The following is a 15,713-nucleotide window of genomic DNA, read 5'->3' as shown; positions in this document are numbered from 1 at the left end:
GGCGGGAAAGAGGAAAGATGCTGCTTGCCGTGACAACGGGAAACAGTTGTCGACGGCTACTCAAAACGGATCTGTACGCCTCGAATCTCGATGACATCCCCCTTGTTCAGTTCGCATTCTTCCCTGGCCGGCGCGCCGTTGAGCAGGGTTTTCGCCCAGCTCCGCTGGGGAACGAGATAAAATTTCTTGTCGCGATTAATGACGTAACACTGGGCCTGGGCAACAAACCAGCCGGAAACCCGCAAATCGCTGTTGATGTCCTTGCCGATCTTGACACTGCTGCGGCCGAACAGCGGCACTTCGCCGGGGCTGCCGTCACCTTTTATCACGGTCAGCCGGTGGACGACCTTGACCGCTTCCTTGCTCTTCTGGGGCCCGGAAGAACTGCTTCGCGTGACAAAAACCGTTTCGTCGCCGAAGTCAAGAGCCGCGCTTTGTGAAGCGAATCCCTTTTCCTTCGACGACTCGGCGGGCAGGAGAAGAAATTTGCCGATCTCCACCACATCATCATCAAAGAGCTGAACGCAGGAATCTATCTTTTTGCCGTTGACCATGGTGCCGTTCAGGCTGCCGAGATCCTCCACGAAATAAACGCCGTTTCTCCTCTCAAGCGCCGTATGCTTGCGCGAAATCGCCGTATTATCCACCACCACGTCGGCTTCCGCGCTCCTGCCGATCACCAGCCGCTCACCATCTTCGATGGGAAACTGCTTCACAACCTTGCCATGCAGCTTTATTGCCCATACAGCCATAATTCACTCCTCTTCCTGGCCGGCATCAGCCGGTTTGCAACGTCATTGTTTCGCAAAAAGTCAATTTTTCGTTTTTACGAATCCGTCAACTTTACGTAATTTCATTTTTAAAAAGAGATTTCCAGTCAGCGAGATAGCGACGAAGTCCCGCAAAACTCGTACTGTAGGCCCGCAACACCTCGGTTTTGCCGCGAATCGCATACTGATGCGGCGTAAAACATGATTCCGCCTTTCGCAGCTGCAGATAGGCCGGTTCGCCGAGAATTACGTCCAGCTTGTGCCGTGAAGTCATCTCCTGCAACCTGAAGGTCACATTCACCACATCCCCGACAATGGTAAAATCACGCTGCCCGCCAACCCCCATATTGCCCATGACCGCTTCACCCGTATTGAGTGCCGCGCCTATCAGCAGTTCACGGTTGATACCCGGCGCGGCGAGACCGATTTTGCGGGTCCAGATGCTTATCTCAAGCGCCGAAAGCAGTGCCCGGGCGACCGAGGCAAACTCAGCGCCGTTGGCCCACACCGCCAGCACGGCATCGCCAATGAACTTGTCGACCTGGCCGCCGTTTTTCCGCACAACCGCATCGACTTTTTTCGTCCACTGGCCAAGAAACTCGGAAATTCGATCCGCCCCCACTTCCTCGGATAAAGGAGTAAACTTACGGATATCACAAACCAGAATGGTGGCTAGCTCGCGCTGCAAAAATGCCACCGTTGCATCGCCGGCGGCATCGGTTTCATCGCCCGCGGGTTCATTCGCCACCGATTCCTGCCAAAAAACGAGTTCGGATTTGCCGATGGTGACACGGTCGCCCGCGCTCAGTCGCGTGGGGCCATAAACGCGGCGACCATTGACAAGGGTGCCGTTTGCGCTTCCCAGATCAATAAGATTATGGCTGGAATTGGCCTCAATCTGGATCATGGCATGCTGCCGGGAAACCCAGGGGTAGGGCAGCAGGATATCACAGTCTGCGCCGCGGCCGATCCTGAAAGTGCTTTTCCCTGTCAGGGTCCAGCTGGTTTCCTCTCCTCCGGCGACAAGTTTTATGGCTGCGTTTGCTGTACCGGATTGCGTCATATGTCTGCGTATCGGGCCCCTCTTCAGCGGCCCCTGATTTTATGAATTGTTTTTTTCAGCCGCACAAGCTAGTGTAATAACCGACAATAGATATTTACGAGCCGTTACGAAACAACCTCTTCAGTCGTGTGATTTCGTTACAGCTCCCTTTCCGGTCTCCGGAGAGCGGAACGGCGATATTGTTTTATAACAATGGTTTGTTCAATGTTTCTCGTATAATACCATTTAATAAAGCAAGGTTGTAACTATTTAACCCACAAAACAAAACAAAATGACAGAAAAAAAGGGTCAGCCGTCAGGAAAACTGGCAGAAATTTTTGCAAAAATGAACATGAGCGAACTCCCGGCCATGTCAACCCATGTCCAGGAACTCATTTCCCTTGTGCACAGCAGCCGCAGCGCGTCCTATGATCTTTCCCGCGTTATCCTGAAGGACTACTCCCTGACCAACAAAGTCCTCCAGGTGGTCAATTCCGCCTATTACTCCCTGGGGCAGGCCGTCAGCTCCATATCCAAGGCCGTCACCATCCTCGGCTTTGATTCCGTGCGCGACCTGGCTACCGCCATTGCAATTTTTGAGGATTTCATCAAGTCCGGGGTGGAAAAGGAAGGTATCAGCAAACTGATGACCCGCTCCTTCCTCAGCGCGCTCCAGTGCAGGGACATCGCCGGCGACAAGAAGCTCAACGTCCCGCCCGAGGAGGCCTTCATCTGCGGCCTGCTCCACAATCTCGGCAAAATCATCGCCTTTATCTACCTGCCCGACATCTATAAAGATATTGAAAAAAAGGTGGCGGCCGGAATCCCCGAAGATACGGCCAGCCGACAATTGCTGGAAGAACTCACCTTTGCCGAACTGGGGCAGGAAATTGCCCGCTTCTGGAACCTGTCCGACAAGGTGATCGGCGCCATGGAATCCAACCCGGCCCCACCGAAAAGCAGTTACGACGCGGAAGCTTACCTGCAGAATCTCGCAGACTTCAGCAATCGCTTTGTCGACAAGGTCTGCAACGGCGAAGACACCAGCGAACTGCTCGCTAAATATGGCGGCATCATCTCCATCAACCAGGAAAAGGCGCTGGAAATACTGACCAACTGCGTCGAGGGTTCCCAGGACATTTCCGACTCGATCCGCTACGGCCTGTCAAAACTGAAAATTCACAGCAAACTGGAAAAGGCGTCTCGCCAGGGGAGCGCCCCGCTCCCAGAGGAGAATGGCAAGATCGCCGGAACCAAACCGGACGGCACGGAAGAGCTTGATGAACTGCCCAGTTCCGACAAATCGATCAACGAATTCATCAAGGAAATGACCGAGACCCTCATGGGGCCTTTCCAGCTGAATGAATTTTATGCCAATCTGCTGGAGGCCATATACCGGGGGATTGGTTTCGACCGGGTCATCCTTTGCGTCATCAGCATTCAGGCCACCAAGATCGCCCTGGTCGGCCGCTTCGGCCTCGGCGACATTGAGGCCGCCGATATCGCCAATTTTGAACAGCCCCTGGCCAATACGGACCAAGCCATACCCAAGGCCATGAAACTCTGCAAGGACGTGGCCATTGAGGCGGACAGCCTCGGGGCCTTCCCGGAAAAAATTCATTACCTGACCAAGGGCAGAACCGTTTATTTATTACCCATCGCTGTCAACGGCAAGGCCATCGCCCTGCTTTACATGGACCGCAAGGCCGGTCGGCCGAAACTGGGCAAAAACCGCATCAAGGCTCTGCGGCTGTTTCGCGATTTCGCCGCCATGGCCATCAAAAAAAGCAGCAAGAAAGGATAAAGAAAATGCTCGAACTTCGCTTCATCCGAGAAAATATCGATCTGGTAAAAGAAAAAATTCTACGCCGCAACATCACCACCAGTCGCATTGAAGAATTTGCCGATATCGATCTCAGGCGGCGGGAACATCTCACCGAGGTCGAGGAACTGCGCAACCGGCGGAAAATCGTCTCCCAGGAGGTTGCCGAACTCAAAAAAGCAAACAAGGACGCGGAAAGCCTGATCAGCGAGATGCGCCGGGTGAACGACAGGATCAAGATCCTGGAAACCGACCTGACCGTTATTGAGGAAACGCTACAGGAAATCGTCATGGAGATCCCGAACATCTGCCACGACTCCATCCCCGCCGGCAAAGACGACAAGGACAACGTGGAGGTGAAAAAATGGGGCAAGCCCACCGACTTCTCCTTTACCCCCAAAGCCCACTGGGAGCTGGGCGAGGCGGACGGCAGCATGGACTTTAAGCGGGCCGCCAAAATCTCCGGCGCCCGTTTTGCCCTGCTGAAAGGGTTTGCCTCCCGCCTGGAACGGGCCCTGATCAATTTCATGCTGGACCTGCACACCCAGAAACACGGTTACCAGGAGGTGCTGCCCCCTTTTCTCGTCAACAGCGCCACCATGACCGCCACCGGCCAATTGCCGAAATTCGCCGCAGATCTCTTCAAGGCCCAGGATTGGGATCTCTATCTCATCCCCACCGCCGAGGTGCCGGTAACCAATATCCACCGGGATGAAACCCTGTCGCAGGATGAGCTGCCGATCAAATACTGCGCCTACACCCCGTGCTTCCGCTCCGAGGCCGGCTCCTACGGCAAGGATACCAAGGGCCTTATCCGTCAGCACCAGTTCGACAAGGTGGAGCTGGTCAAGTTCACCACCCCGGAAACATCGGACGATGAGCTGGAAGCCCTGCTGGCCGATGCGGAAGAGGTTCTGCAACTCCTCGAACTGCCTTACCGGGTGGTGGTGCTCTGCTCCGGCGACTTGGGCTTTTCCGCCACCAAAACCTATGACATCGAGGTGTGGATGCCGGCCCAGAACACGTACCGGGAAATTTCCTCCTGCAGCAACTTCCTCGACTTCCAGGCCCGGCGCGGCGGCATCCGCTACCGGCCCAAAGGGGCGAAAAAAAGCGCCCTGGTGCACACTTTAAACGGCAGCGGCCTGGCTGTGGGCCGCACCCTGGCCGCCATTTATGAAAACTGCCAGCAGGCCGACGGCACCATCAAGCTGCCGAAAGTACTGGAACCATATTTCACCAACCGCTTCAGCGGCTGATTCTATTCCCGGCGTTTCCGCCTGCGAGCCCCAGAGTGACCTCGCGGAAACGCCTTCATACTCTCCACGTCCCCTCCCCCCCGCCACGACGCTTCTTTCTTCTTTTCCCGGTTTCCGTTTTTTCTTCCCGCCCCCTGGTCACCCACCGGAAACTGGTTATTTCACCCAAATCTACGTCGTTTCACCACCATTATTCCTCCGCCCCACTTCTGCGACCTCCAAAACAAATGTAACAATATCAAGATAGTGAAACACAAAAACCACTTTCTCGCCGGAATGGCACTTTAATTGCTGTCAATCAATTCAACTCCATTCCACCACATTTACAGGGGCATATCATGTACACGCGGGACAACGAACAAATCTGGCTGAAAGCACCACGGGCCGACAACACGACAACAAAAGGTGTCTGGGTTTATCCGGGTGAAATCATAGAATGGCATTACACCTGCACACCGCTGGGCACCCTGGTGACAGGCTACACGGTAAAACCATCACGGATAGACAACAAACTGGAAAAAAAAATGGTGTAAGAGCAGCGGCCCTTGTTATAGAACAGAGCCGCCGCTCCGGACATCCGGTTCAATTGCCCTTTCCGCTGCTTGCGGAAAAATCATTTGCCCTGCAAGGCGAGGCCGAGCAAACGATCAAGCAACGACGGAAAATCAATCCCCGCCGCAGCCGCAGCCTGAGGCAGCAAACTGGTCGGCGTCATGCCGGGAATGGTGTTGGTTTCAATGACAAACACCTCTCCCTCATCCGAGACAATCATATCCGTCCGACTGTACCCCCGCAGACGTAAAACCCGATGGGCGGCAAGGGCCGCCTGCTGCGCCTTTACCGTTATCACCTCCGGCAGATCCGCCGGGCATATTTCCCTGGTTGCACCCGCCGTATACTTGGCCTGATAATCAAAAAAAGGATACTCTTTGCCTGGAATGATCTCAACCAGGGGCAGGGCCTCGAGATCATCATTGCCCAAAACTCCGCCGGTCACTTCCCGGCCCCGGACAAACTCTTCCACCATTACTTCCTTATCAAAGACAAAGGCCTTTTCCAAACCGACCGCCAGTTGCTTCGCATCATGGGCAATACTCATTCCCAGACTCGACCCCTGACGCACCGGTTTCACCACCAGCGGGAACCGCAATCCATCGGCAAGAAGTCCGGGATGTTCCACATCCTTCGGCGACGCCATGCGCCATTCCGCCACCCGCAGCCCCGCCTGGCGGTAAAGAATTTTGGCAAGATTCTTGTCCATGGCCAGTGCGCTGCCCAGCACCCCCGATCCCTGATACGGCAGACCAAGCAGATCGAGAAAGCCCTGCATGGAGCCGTCTTCCCCCAAGGGTCCATGCAGCAGGACAAAGGCTGCATCAAGCGCCGCCGCGTCGGCCGCAAGCCGGGCCAGATCAGTGGCCGGATCATACTGGGTCACACTGTACTTTTCTTTATCCAGGGCAGCCATCACCCCTTTCGCCCCAGCCAGGGAAACCTCCCTTTCGCCGGACTTCCCCCCTGCCAGCAAGGCAATTCGCAATTTTTGCACCATACGCTTTCCTTCCCCTCTATAAAAGTTGACCGGTTCGGTCGATTATCGGTTAAATAGAACAAGGAGCCGGACGGCCCCATCACCGGATGACAATAGTACATTTTTCAGCAGGGATTGGCAATGCCATGAAACGGGAAACCATCAACAGATTACGCGCCATCGTCGGACAGGACCAGCTGACCACCACAGCGGAAGACCTGCTCTGCTACTCCTATGACGGCACGGGCAGGGAATTTCCTCCGGAGGCGGTCGCCTTCCCCGGCGACGCAGCCCAAATCAGCGCCATCATGAAACTGGCCAACGCCACCCCCTTTGCCGTGGTGCCGCGGGGAGCGGGCAGCGGCATGACCGGCGGAGCGCTGCCGGTTGCGGGCGGACTTGTTCTGGCCATGAGCAGGTTGAACCGCATCCTGGAAATCGACGAGGAAAACCAGGTTGCCGTTGTCGAACCGGGAGTGATCACCGGCGACTTTCAGGCGGCCCTGCGCCCCCGGAATCTTTTTTACCCGCCTGATCCCGCCAGCCTGAAATTTTGCACCCTGGGCGGCAATGTGGCCGAATGCGCGGGAGGGCCAAGCGCCGTCAAATACGGGGTAACCAGGGACTATCTTCTGGGACTCGAGGTTGTCATGCCGGACGGCAGGATCATCAAGACCGGGGTGCGGACCGCCAAGGGCGTGGTCGGGTACGACCTGACCCGTCTTTTTGCCGGGTCTGAAGGGACACTGGGCATTATTACCAAAATCATCGTCAAGCTCATCCCCCTGCCCGCCTGCAAAGACACCTTCCTCATCCTCTGCTCCAGTATAAACCAGGCTGCTTCCCTGGTGGCGGAAATTCTGGCGCAACATCGGCCATGCACCCTTGAATACATGGACCGCACCGCCATTTCCATTGTCCGGGACAAACTGCCGTTCCCCCTGCCGCCGGCCACGGAAGCGCTCTTGCTGCTTGAGGTGGACGGAGACCGGGACTCCGTTGCCGGCCAGTCGCGCCTGCTTCTGCAATTTCTCCGCGACAAAAAAAATATTCTTGAGGTGAAAAAGGCGGAAAACAACGACCAGGTTGCCGCCCTCTGGAGCGCGCGCCGTGGCGTCTCCCCGGCGGCTTTTGAGCTGAAACCAGACAAGACCGGCGAGGACGTGGTGGTGCCGCGCTCGAAAATCCCGCAACTGGTTGCCTTCATCGAGACCCTGGCCGCCCGCCACAAGCTCGTCATTTTTACCTTCGGCCACGCCGGCGACGGCAACATCCATGTCAACATCATGCTGGACAAAAAGAACACGGAGGAACTGGAAAGCAGCCGCAAAGCCAAAAAAGAGTTGTTCGACAGGGTACTTGAGCTGGGCGGCACTCTGTCGGGTGAACACGGCATCGGCATAACCAAGTCGGAATTTCTTCCCCTGGAAATCAACGAAGCGAGCATGGAGGTCATGCTGGGGATTAAAAAACTGTTTGACCCCAACAACATCCTCAACCCCGGGAAAATTTTCCCGACAGGCGGACAATCGCCGATGCAGCCAAAAAATAACATTTGACAAAAAGTCACCACTTCGTTATAGATTTCTGTTTTCGGAAAGGAAGAAATCCATCTCCTATTAATTACGCTAAAATATCTTTTTTCGGAGTTATCATGATTGAAGTTGAGGTCCGTGGAGACATAGAATACGCCATTCGGCAATTGAAGAAAAAGCTGCAGCTTGACGGCATCAAAAAAGAACTGAAAAGACGCGAATATTACGAAAAACCAAGCGTCAAAAAACGTCGTAAACAAGCAGAAGCAAAGAGAAAACTCCGCAAGGTCATGTACCGCATCGAACGGGAAGCATAATGGCGCCAATCCTCGTACAATGAAAAGACGGGGAACCAAGAGCCACCCAATCAGCACTGTCCGACAAAACAGGTTTCCTGGCGACGGCAGCCTCCTGCCCCGAGAGTTGCAGAACAGCCAGGACCTGTTTCTTCATTATCTTGCCGCCGAAAAAAGACTGGCCGATAACACCATTCGCTCCTATCAAGCGGATCTTGACTCCTTTCTTTTTTTCCTCTGCCATAAGAATATTTCCCTGCAACAAATAAGCTCCCAGCAGATCAGGGACTTTTTTTCCCATTGCCTGAAAAAGGGAATTTCCCTGCGCAGCAATGGGCGTCGCCTTTCCACCCTGCGTGGATTTTTCCGCTTTCTCCTTGCCGAAAAACTGATCACCACCGATCCGACCAAAATCCTGGAACTGCCGAAAAGCTCCCGCATTCTCCCGGAAGATCTTTCCGTTGCCGAGGTCGACAGACTTCTTGCGGGTTCACGCGGTCTGCTTCCCGTCTCGCTGCGCAACAGCGCCATGCTGCATCTGCTTTACGCCACCGGAATGCGGGTCTCCGAGCTGGTTTCCCTGCCGTTGATGTCCATCAACATCAACGCCGGTTTCGTCCGGGTGCTCGGCAAAGGAAGCAAGGAACGACTGGTCCCTTTCGGCGAGGAAGCCAAGGATAGAATCTCCGGCTACCTGCGACACGGCAGGGGTCTCCTGCTCAATGGAAAAAAAAGCACCTCCCTGTTCGTCACCGCCAGGGGCAAAGCCATGACCAGAATCCGCTTCTGGCAGATCATCCGGGAAACAGCGCTGCGCGCCGGCATCACAAAAAAAATCAGCCCGCACATGCTGCGCCACTCCTTTGCCACGCACCTGCTGGCCCGAGGTGCCGACCTGCGTTCGGTCCAGCTCATGCTCGGTCACGCCGATATTGCCACCACCCAGATTTATACCCACGTGGATAGCGGCCGCCTCCAGGAAATCCACCGCAAATTCCACCCCCGCAGCAGGAAAAAAGAGTAGGGAAAATCACAAATGGAAGTCATCACAACACATCTCAATGCCGATTTTGACAGCATGGCCTCAATGGTTGCCGCCAAAAAGCTCTACCCCGACGCGGTGCTGGCCTTTTCCGGCTCCCAGGAAAGGAATCTGCGCAAATTTTTTGTCCAGTCGGTGATGATTTACGACTTCCAGCGGGTAAAAAACATTGAACTGGATCAGGTAACCAAACTGATCATCGTTGATACGCGCCAGCCGTCACGCATCGGCAACTTTGCCAAATGCCTGGAAAACCCAGGAATTGAAATTCACCTGTACGATCACCACCCGGATGCGCCGGGCGACCTGAAGGGCGCCGTGGAGGTGGTGAAAGCGGTGGGATCAACGGCCACGGTTTTTGTTGAAATCTTTCAGGAGCGCAATATCGCCATCAGTCAGGATGAGGCGACGCTGCTGGCCATGGCCGAATATGAGGACACCGGCTCGTTCACCTTCAGCACCACCACTCCGGCCGATTTGCGCGCCATGGCCTGGCTGCTCGGCTGCGGCGCGAACCTGAACACGGTCACCCAGTACATCACCCAGGAACTCACCACCGGCGAAGTCTCACTGCTGAATGAACTGATAAAATCGGCGACAACATACACCGTGCAGTCCATTGAAATTACCGTGACCCGCATCGCCCTCAGCCAATATGTGGACGAATTCTCCCTCATTGTCCGGCGCTTCATGAGCATGGAAAACCTCAATGTCCTCTTTGCCCTGGCCAGCATGGGGGAACGGATCTATCTCATCGCCCGGAGCAGAATCCCCGAAGTCAACGTCGGCCAGATCGCCCTGGAGTTCAACGGCGGCGGCCATGCATCAGCCGCGGCGGCCACCATCAACGACATGACCCTGGTCGAAGCGGAAGAAAAACTGATTCGCCTCCTCCATAAACACGTAAGGCCGGAAAGCAAGGCCTGGCAACTGATGTCCTCGCCGGTCATTTCCGTTGGCCCTGATATGACCACCAAGGAGGCTTACGACACCCTCATCCGCTACGGCATCACCATGCTGCCGATCATGCAGGACAATAAAATGCTGGGGCTTTTTTCCCGGCGCGATGCCAGCAAGGCCATCTTTCATCATCTCGGAGACCTGCCGGCAAGCGAATTCATGACAACGGAACTTGCCACGCTGCCCCCTTCCGCCACCCTGGCCGATATCCAGGAACTGATCATTGAACACCGGCAGCGGTTCATCCCCATTGTTGAAAGCGGCTTGCTGGTGGGCGTTATCACCCGCACCGACCTGTTCAATCTGCTGGTCAACGACCCGGCCTATCTCCCCAGCCTGAAGACCACCCAGAGTGAGCCGTCCAGCGAGCGCAACAGGAACATGACCAACCTGATCAGCCAATCCCTGAGCCGGGAAATGGTCATTCTCCTGCAAAGAATCGGCGAGGTGGCGCAAAAAAACAAATTCACCGCCTATGCGGTGGGCGGCTTTGTCCGCGATCTGTTGCTCCACATTGAAAATCTCGACCTGGACATTGTTGTCGAAGGAGACGGCATCACCTTTGCCAAGATGCTGGCCCAGGAACTGGGCGGCACCGTGACCACCCACGTCAAGTTCAACACCGCGCTGGTCAAACTTGCCGACGGCTTTAAAGTGGATATTGCCACGGCCCGCCTTGAGTATTATGAATACCCGGCGGCAATGCCCACGGTGGAACTCAGCTCCATCAAGCTCGACCTTTTCCGGCGGGATTTCACCATCAATGCCATGGCAATCCATCTCAACCCGGACAAGTTCGGCATCCTGGTGGATTTTTTCAACTGCCAGAACGACCTGAAGGACAGACAGATCCGCATCCTGCACAACCTGAGCTTTGTCGAGGATCCAACCCGTATCTTCCGCGGAATCCGCTTTGAGCAGCGCATGGGGTTTACCCTCGGCAAGCTGACCGAAAAACAGCTGAAGAACGCGGTAAAGATGAACCTCTTTGATCGGAAATTCGGACGCCGTTATTTTCAGGAAATCAAGCTGATACTTTCAGAACCCAACCCACTGCCGGCAATCCGGCGCATGGCCCAGTTTGATCTGCTGAAATTCCTCCACCATTCGCTCAAATACGAGCCGCGCGTTGCTGAAATCATGGAAGAAGCGCACCGGGCCCTGGCCTGGCACAAACTGCTTTATTTAAGCGACAAATGCAGTCAATGGATCGTCTACCTGCTGGCCCTGACCTGCCGCATCCAAACGAGGGCGCTGTTTGCCTTCTGCAAAAAATTCGAGGTCCCGGAGCGCTACCAGCAGCTGCTGCTCCGGGAAAAAATCGAAACAAAACGGATTGTCCGCACCCTTGAGCGCAGAAGCCATCTGCGCTCAAGTGAAATCTACTGGCTCCTGAAAGGGTTGAGTCATGAGGGGCTTCTTTTCCTGATGGCCATTTGCCGGAACAAAACCGGCAAACAGGCAGTCTCCCTTTATGTGACCCGATTGCGCCACATCAAAAACCACCTGCACGGCGCAGACCTGAAAAAACTCGGCTACCCTCCCGGCCCGGCATACCAGACCATGCTGAATCACCTGCTGGAAAAAACCATTGACGGTGAGCTTTCCAGCCGTGAAGACGAGATCAATTTTCTTGGAAAGGAGTATCCCCTGGAAGCGGGGAAGAAAAAAGGAAGTCCATGAATATCATACAGCAGATCATCATACTGGCGCCCCCCTTCCTGTTCGCGCTCACCATCCATGAATATTGCCACGGCATGGTCGCTTACCGACTGGGAGACCCGACAGCCCACAATCTCGGCCGCCTCACCCTGAACCCCTTGAAACATCTTGACCCGCTGGGAGTCCTGGCCTTCATTATCATGAAAATCGGCTGGGCAAAACCGGTGCCGGTCAACCCGCGCTACTTCCGCAATCCGCTGAAGGACATGATCTGGGTGGCCCTGGCAGGCCCCGGAGCCAACCTGTTGACGGCAATCGCCAGCAGCCTGCTGGCCCAACTGCTCGTTTTCCTTGCCGTCTGGATACCAAAACCGATCCTCTTCCCGCTCTTTCAGATGGTGGGCGCGAGCATCTGGATCAATATCATCCTGGCGATTTTCAACCTGCTGCCCATCCCTCCCCTGGACGGCAGCAAAGTGCTGATGGGACTGCTTCCGCCCCGGCAGGCAGCTGCCTTTGCAAAACTGGAGCCTTTCGGCTTCATCATCCTGCTGGCGCTTTTTTATACCGGCATTTTACAAAAAATCCTCGGGCCGATCACCGGCCTTGCCGAAAAGATGATCACCGGATAAACGCGACTTCCCGGAATTACCGGTTTGCCCTGTCGGCGCACAGGGCGCAGAACTCATCCACCAGCACCTTCCTGGCCGGCAGGTCGAGTCGAAAATAAATCGGGCTTAACATCAAAATTCGGATTGCCTGTCTTGGAGTCATAATATTCCTCCTTGCCATTTTTTTGTTTCGATGCTGATATTTCCATGCAAAATAGAAGCCAATGCCCCGACCGGCCCAACAGCCCGGAATAGCATGATATATTCCGACGAACGCAGCTCGATCCGTCAACGTCGCGGGGTTTTCCGGAAAAAAGCTCCGCTTTCCCGGAAAAACCCGCAGACCCGCCTTTTTCCTGCTCACCCGAACACTTTGGCTTTTATTTTGCATAATTTATGATATTGTAAAACAGGGTGAACCAATGGACATTATGCAATCAACCTCCGACATAAGCAGGAAAAGAGCCCAGCTGCAGACCTATAAGCTCTATTACGAGAGCAAGATAGCCTGCCTGAGCAACACGCGCCTTTCTCCGGCCCTGCACATTCTTGCCTGCAAAGACGCGCCCATTGACCCCGGCGACATGCAATCAAACTGGCAGCGCTCCCGATACATCAAAAAATGCCTCAAGTACTACAAAAAAAAGTTAAATGAACTGGAAAAAGAGATAAAGAAATTTACATGAAACAGGGCAAAGCAAAAACAGCTTTTGCCTGTGACAGTTGCGGCGCCACCTTTGGCAAATGGATAGGGCAATGCCCCGAATGCCATGAGTGGGACAGCATCAAGGAACTTGAGCCCCCGCCTTCTTCACCCATCGCAACCGGCTACAGCGGCATCATTTCCCCGGTGCAGCCCATCTGCTCGGTAAATTTTTCCGACACCCCGCGCATAACCACCGGCATGACGGAATTCGACCGGGTGCTCGGCGGCGGCCTTGTGCGCGGTTCGGTTGTGCTGATCGGCGGCGATCCGGGCGTCGGCAAAAGCACGTGCCTGCTGCAGATCTGCTGCCTGCTGAGCGAGACCAGAAAAGTCCTCTATGTCACCGGCGAAGAATCTCCCCAGCAGATCGCCATGCGCGCCGCCCGCCTCGGCCTGCCCGGCAAACAACTCCTCCTCATGACGGAAACCCAGGTGGAAAACATCTGCCTGACCGCCTTGCAGGAAAAGCCGCAGGTCATGGTCATTGACTCCATCCAGACCATGCAGACCGCGTCTTCCTCCTCCACCCCCGGCAGCGTTTCCCAGGTGCGCGAATCAGCCGCGCAACTCACCCAGTTTGCCAAGGCAAGCAACATCGCCGTTTTTCTGGTCGGCCACGTCACCAAATCCGGCGACCTGGCCGGTCCCAGGGTGCTTGAACACATTATTGATGTGGTCTGCTATTTTGAAGGCTCCGGCGACAGCAGATACCGGATGATGCGCGCGGTGAAAAACCGTTACGGCGCGGTTAATGAACTTGGAGTCTTCGCCATGACCGACAAGGGGCTCAAGGAGATCAAAAATCCTTCGGCCATTTTTCTGAGCCGCACGACTGACGCCATGGCCGGCAGCGCGGTGATGGTGCTCTGGGAGGGAAGCCGGCCCATTCTCGTCGAAGTGCAATCCCTGGTTGACGAAAGCCACGGCGAAAGCCCGCGTCGACTCACCGTCGGCATCGACCAGAACAGACTGATCATGCTTCTGGCCGTTCTTCATCGCCACGGCGGTATTGCGAGCTACAACAAGGACGTTTTCATCAACGTCGTGGGCGGGGTCAAAGTCAACGAAACAAGTGCCGACCTCGCCCTTGCCCTGTCAATCACCTCAAGCATCAACGACAAACCATTGCCGGTTGACCTGATTGTTTTCGGCGAAATCGGCCTTGCCGGAGAAATCCGGCCGGTTCCGAACGGCCAGGAACGATTGAAAGAAGCGGTAAAGCACGGTTTTCGCCAGGCGATCATCCCCCAGGCAAACCGTCCAGCAAAAGCAATCCCCGGCCTGGAAATTTTCCCCGTCGAAAAACTGACCGACGCACTGGCCGCCGCTGCATTCTCTGGTGCCGGTCCACCCTCACAAACAGCCCGCCAAGGCAGGCGTGATGCGGCAACATTAAAATCTGCCGCACACCTGAAGAAAGAAGATCAAACATTGACATGAAAATGTTGAGATGGTAAATAGCAGGTCAAACATTGTGGAGGAATGGCCGAGTGGTTGAAGGCGGCGGTCTTGAAAACCGTTGAACGAAAGTTCCGTGGGTTCGAATCCTACTTCCTCCGCCATTTTATTGAAAGCACACGGAGAGATGACCGAGAGGCCGAAGGTGCTCGCCTGCTAAGCGAGTGTAGGATCAAAAGTCCTACCGAGGGTTCGAATCCCTCTCTCTCCGCCACATTTAAGTTTAGCAAAGACCAAAGAAATCCAAAAACCCCGCACCCATCATGGGATGCGGGGTTTTTTATTGTCCGGTTTAGTCCAAAGAAATGCGGGGTCGTCTCCCCACTTAACGGGTAGAAATCATGCCTGTTTCTTGTCTCGCCATTCCCACAACAAAACAAAATAAAAACAGGCAATTAAAGGCGATGCATGGATCATAATAGTCTCAAGTTTCACGTCTTCGTCCAGGCTTGAGAGCGCCAGTGGATATCTTCACATGCTCAATTCTGTCCGGGATTCAAAACGTCGTCTTTTTCTCAGTTGTTTGCTGAACACTCTCTTTTGGTTTTTTTGATCATGCTCGAACTGATGGCCAGAGCAGGCATGAGGATTGGAGAAGTGTTGGGGCTCCGACCATTAGATATTGCAGATCGGAAGCTGATCCTGCATGTACCGAAATGCGGTCGTGATGAGGAGATAGTCTTTATTACGCAAAAATTAAACAGCAAACTGATCAATTATGTGCGCGACCAGAAAATTCCCTATGATAAAAGAATTTTCCCCATCACCTATGCAGGTGCGAGGAAAATGGTCGTCCACGTTGGCGCGGCAGTGGGCATCAAACTGCGACCACATGACCTGCGGAGGCATGCGGCAACTTATGCCTCACGGGGCGGTGTGCCTCTTGAGATAATAAGCAAAATCATCCTTCGTCATTCGAATCTTTCGACAACACAACAGTATTTGGAAAAGGTTTCGGACGTTGAGGCACATCGGTGGATTGAAAACTTGCACGGATAGACTGGACGTAAAAATCAAAA

Annotated in this window: 14 protein-coding genes, 2 tRNA genes and 1 pseudogene; 13 read left to right on the top strand and 4 right to left on the bottom strand. The window is 54.6% G+C overall.

Annotation, left to right across the window (positions count from 1 at the left end):
* Positions 1-56: 56 nt before the first annotated feature.
* A complete protein-coding gene (locus BM485_00610) occupies positions 57-752 on the bottom strand; it encodes a hypothetical protein (protein OKY77048.1) in 696 nt (231 codons plus the stop codon).
* A 91-nt stretch (positions 753-843) separates the two neighbouring features.
* The gene (locus tag BM485_00605) at positions 844-1,833 is read right to left on the bottom strand and encodes a hypothetical protein (protein OKY77047.1); all 990 of its coding nucleotides are present in this window, start codon (positions 1,831-1,833) and stop codon (positions 844-846) included.
* 271 nt (positions 1,834-2,104) lie between these two features.
* Between BM485_00605 and BM485_00600 the strand changes: the two genes are divergently transcribed.
* From BM485_00600 to BM485_00590, 3 genes and pseudogenes are all read left to right on the top strand, one after another.
* On the top strand, positions 2,105-3,616 hold the full coding sequence (locus BM485_00600; protein ID OKY77046.1) for a hypothetical protein: 1,512 nt from the start codon (positions 2,105-2,107) through the stop codon (positions 3,614-3,616).
* A gap of 5 nt (positions 3,617-3,621) precedes the next feature.
* A pseudogene (locus BM485_00595) lies at positions 3,622-4,893 on the top strand (serine--tRNA ligase).
* 338 nt (positions 4,894-5,231) lie between these two features.
* Positions 5,232-5,426 (top strand): hypothetical protein, encoded by a 195-nt coding sequence (locus tag BM485_00590; protein ID OKY77045.1) that lies wholly within the window; start codon positions 5,232-5,234, stop codon positions 5,424-5,426.
* Between the two features lie 80 nt (positions 5,427-5,506).
* On the opposite strand, the gene BM485_00585 is transcribed toward BM485_00590, so the two are convergent.
* Positions 5,507-6,442 (bottom strand): D-alanine--D-alanine ligase, encoded by a 936-nt coding sequence (locus tag BM485_00585; GenBank protein ID OKY77069.1) that lies wholly within the window; start codon positions 6,440-6,442, stop codon positions 5,507-5,509.
* 128 nt (positions 6,443-6,570) lie between these two features.
* Between BM485_00585 and BM485_00580 the strand changes: the two genes are divergently transcribed.
* From BM485_00580 to BM485_00560, 5 genes are all read left to right on the top strand, one after another.
* Complete coding sequence (locus BM485_00580) at positions 6,571-7,983, top strand: glycolate oxidase subunit GlcD (protein OKY77044.1); 1,413 nt, start codon at positions 6,571-6,573, stop codon at positions 7,981-7,983.
* A 95-nt stretch (positions 7,984-8,078) separates the two neighbouring features.
* A complete protein-coding gene (locus BM485_00575) occupies positions 8,079-8,276 on the top strand; it encodes a 30S ribosomal protein S21 (GenBank protein OKY77043.1) in 198 nt (65 codons plus the stop codon).
* Between the two features lie 94 nt (positions 8,277-8,370).
* Positions 8,371-9,279, top strand: a complete 909-nt coding sequence (locus BM485_00570; GenBank protein ID OKY77068.1) for a site-specific tyrosine recombinase XerD — start codon at positions 8,371-8,373, stop codon at positions 9,277-9,279.
* A gap of 12 nt (positions 9,280-9,291) precedes the next feature.
* Positions 9,292-11,940 (top strand): prohead protease, encoded by a 2,649-nt coding sequence (locus BM485_00565; protein OKY77042.1) that lies wholly within the window; start codon positions 9,292-9,294, stop codon positions 11,938-11,940.
* Positions 11,937-12,551 (top strand): site-2 protease family protein, encoded by a 615-nt coding sequence (locus BM485_00560; GenBank protein OKY77041.1) that lies wholly within the window; start codon positions 11,937-11,939, stop codon positions 12,549-12,551. Before BM485_00565 ends, BM485_00560 begins: the two co-directional genes overlap by 4 nt.
* Before the next feature lie 16 nt (positions 12,552-12,567).
* Here the strand turns inward: BM485_00560 and BM485_00555 are convergent, their stop codons facing one another.
* On the bottom strand, positions 12,568-12,921 hold the full coding sequence (locus BM485_00555; protein ID OKY77040.1) for a hypothetical protein: 354 nt from the start codon (positions 12,919-12,921) through the stop codon (positions 12,568-12,570).
* Between the two features lie 31 nt (positions 12,922-12,952).
* On the opposite strand from BM485_00555, the gene BM485_00550 reads away from it, so the two are divergent.
* The 5 genes from BM485_00550 to BM485_00530 all read left to right on the top strand — a co-directional run bounded on the left by BM485_00550 (position 12,953) and on the right by BM485_00530 (position 15,693).
* Positions 12,953-13,216 carry a hypothetical protein gene (locus tag BM485_00550; GenBank protein ID OKY77039.1) on the top strand — a complete coding sequence of 88 codons (264 nt, stop codon included), beginning with the start codon at positions 12,953-12,955 and terminating at the stop codon, positions 13,214-13,216.
* Positions 13,213-14,676: a DNA repair protein RadA gene (locus BM485_00545; GenBank protein OKY77038.1), complete on the top strand. Its 1,464-nt coding sequence runs from the start codon at positions 13,213-13,215 to the stop codon at positions 14,674-14,676. Before BM485_00550 ends, BM485_00545 begins: the two co-directional genes overlap by 4 nt.
* Before the next feature lie 36 nt (positions 14,677-14,712).
* Positions 14,713-14,798 (top strand) — tRNA-Ser (locus BM485_00540).
* Between the two features lie 17 nt (positions 14,799-14,815).
* A tRNA-Ser gene (locus BM485_00535) sits at positions 14,816-14,908 on the top strand.
* Between the two features lie 326 nt (positions 14,909-15,234).
* On the top strand, positions 15,235-15,693 hold the full coding sequence (locus tag BM485_00530) for a hypothetical protein (protein OKY77037.1): 459 nt from the start codon (positions 15,235-15,237) through the stop codon (positions 15,691-15,693).
* The last annotated feature ends 20 nt before the right edge of the window (positions 15,694-15,713 follow it).

The sequence above is a fragment of the Desulfobulbaceae bacterium DB1 genome, from assembly GCA_001914235.1.
Classification (GTDB): Bacteria; Desulfobacterota; Desulfobulbia; order Desulfobulbales; family SURF-16; genus DB1.
Note: the sequence above shows the minus strand (reverse complement) of the source record. Positions and strands in the feature narration are given on the sequence as shown.

Coding starts and splice junctions, on each gene's coding strand:
- BM485_00610 (OKY77048.1), bottom strand. CDS start 752: ATGGCTGTATGGGCAATAAAGCTGCATGGCAAGGTTGTGAAGCAGTTT.
- BM485_00605 (OKY77047.1), bottom strand. CDS start 1,833: ATGACGCAATCCGGTACAGCAAACGCAGCCATAAAACTTGTCGCCGGA.
- BM485_00600 (OKY77046.1), top strand. CDS start 2,105: ATGACAGAAAAAAAGGGTCAGCCGTCAGGAAAACTGGCAGAAATTTTT.
- BM485_00590 (OKY77045.1), top strand. CDS start 5,232: ATGTACACGCGGGACAACGAACAAATCTGGCTGAAAGCACCACGGGCC.
- BM485_00580 (OKY77044.1), top strand. CDS start 6,571: ATGAAACGGGAAACCATCAACAGATTACGCGCCATCGTCGGACAGGAC.
- BM485_00575 (OKY77043.1), top strand. CDS start 8,079: ATGATTGAAGTTGAGGTCCGTGGAGACATAGAATACGCCATTCGGCAA.
- BM485_00565 (OKY77042.1), top strand. CDS start 9,292: ATGGAAGTCATCACAACACATCTCAATGCCGATTTTGACAGCATGGCC.
- BM485_00560 (OKY77041.1), top strand. CDS start 11,937: ATGAATATCATACAGCAGATCATCATACTGGCGCCCCCCTTCCTGTTC.
- BM485_00555 (OKY77040.1), bottom strand. CDS start 12,921: ATGCAAAATAAAAGCCAAAGTGTTCGGGTGAGCAGGAAAAAGGCGGGT.
- BM485_00550 (OKY77039.1), top strand. CDS start 12,953: ATGGACATTATGCAATCAACCTCCGACATAAGCAGGAAAAGAGCCCAG.
- BM485_00545 (OKY77038.1), top strand. CDS start 13,213: ATGAAACAGGGCAAAGCAAAAACAGCTTTTGCCTGTGACAGTTGCGGC.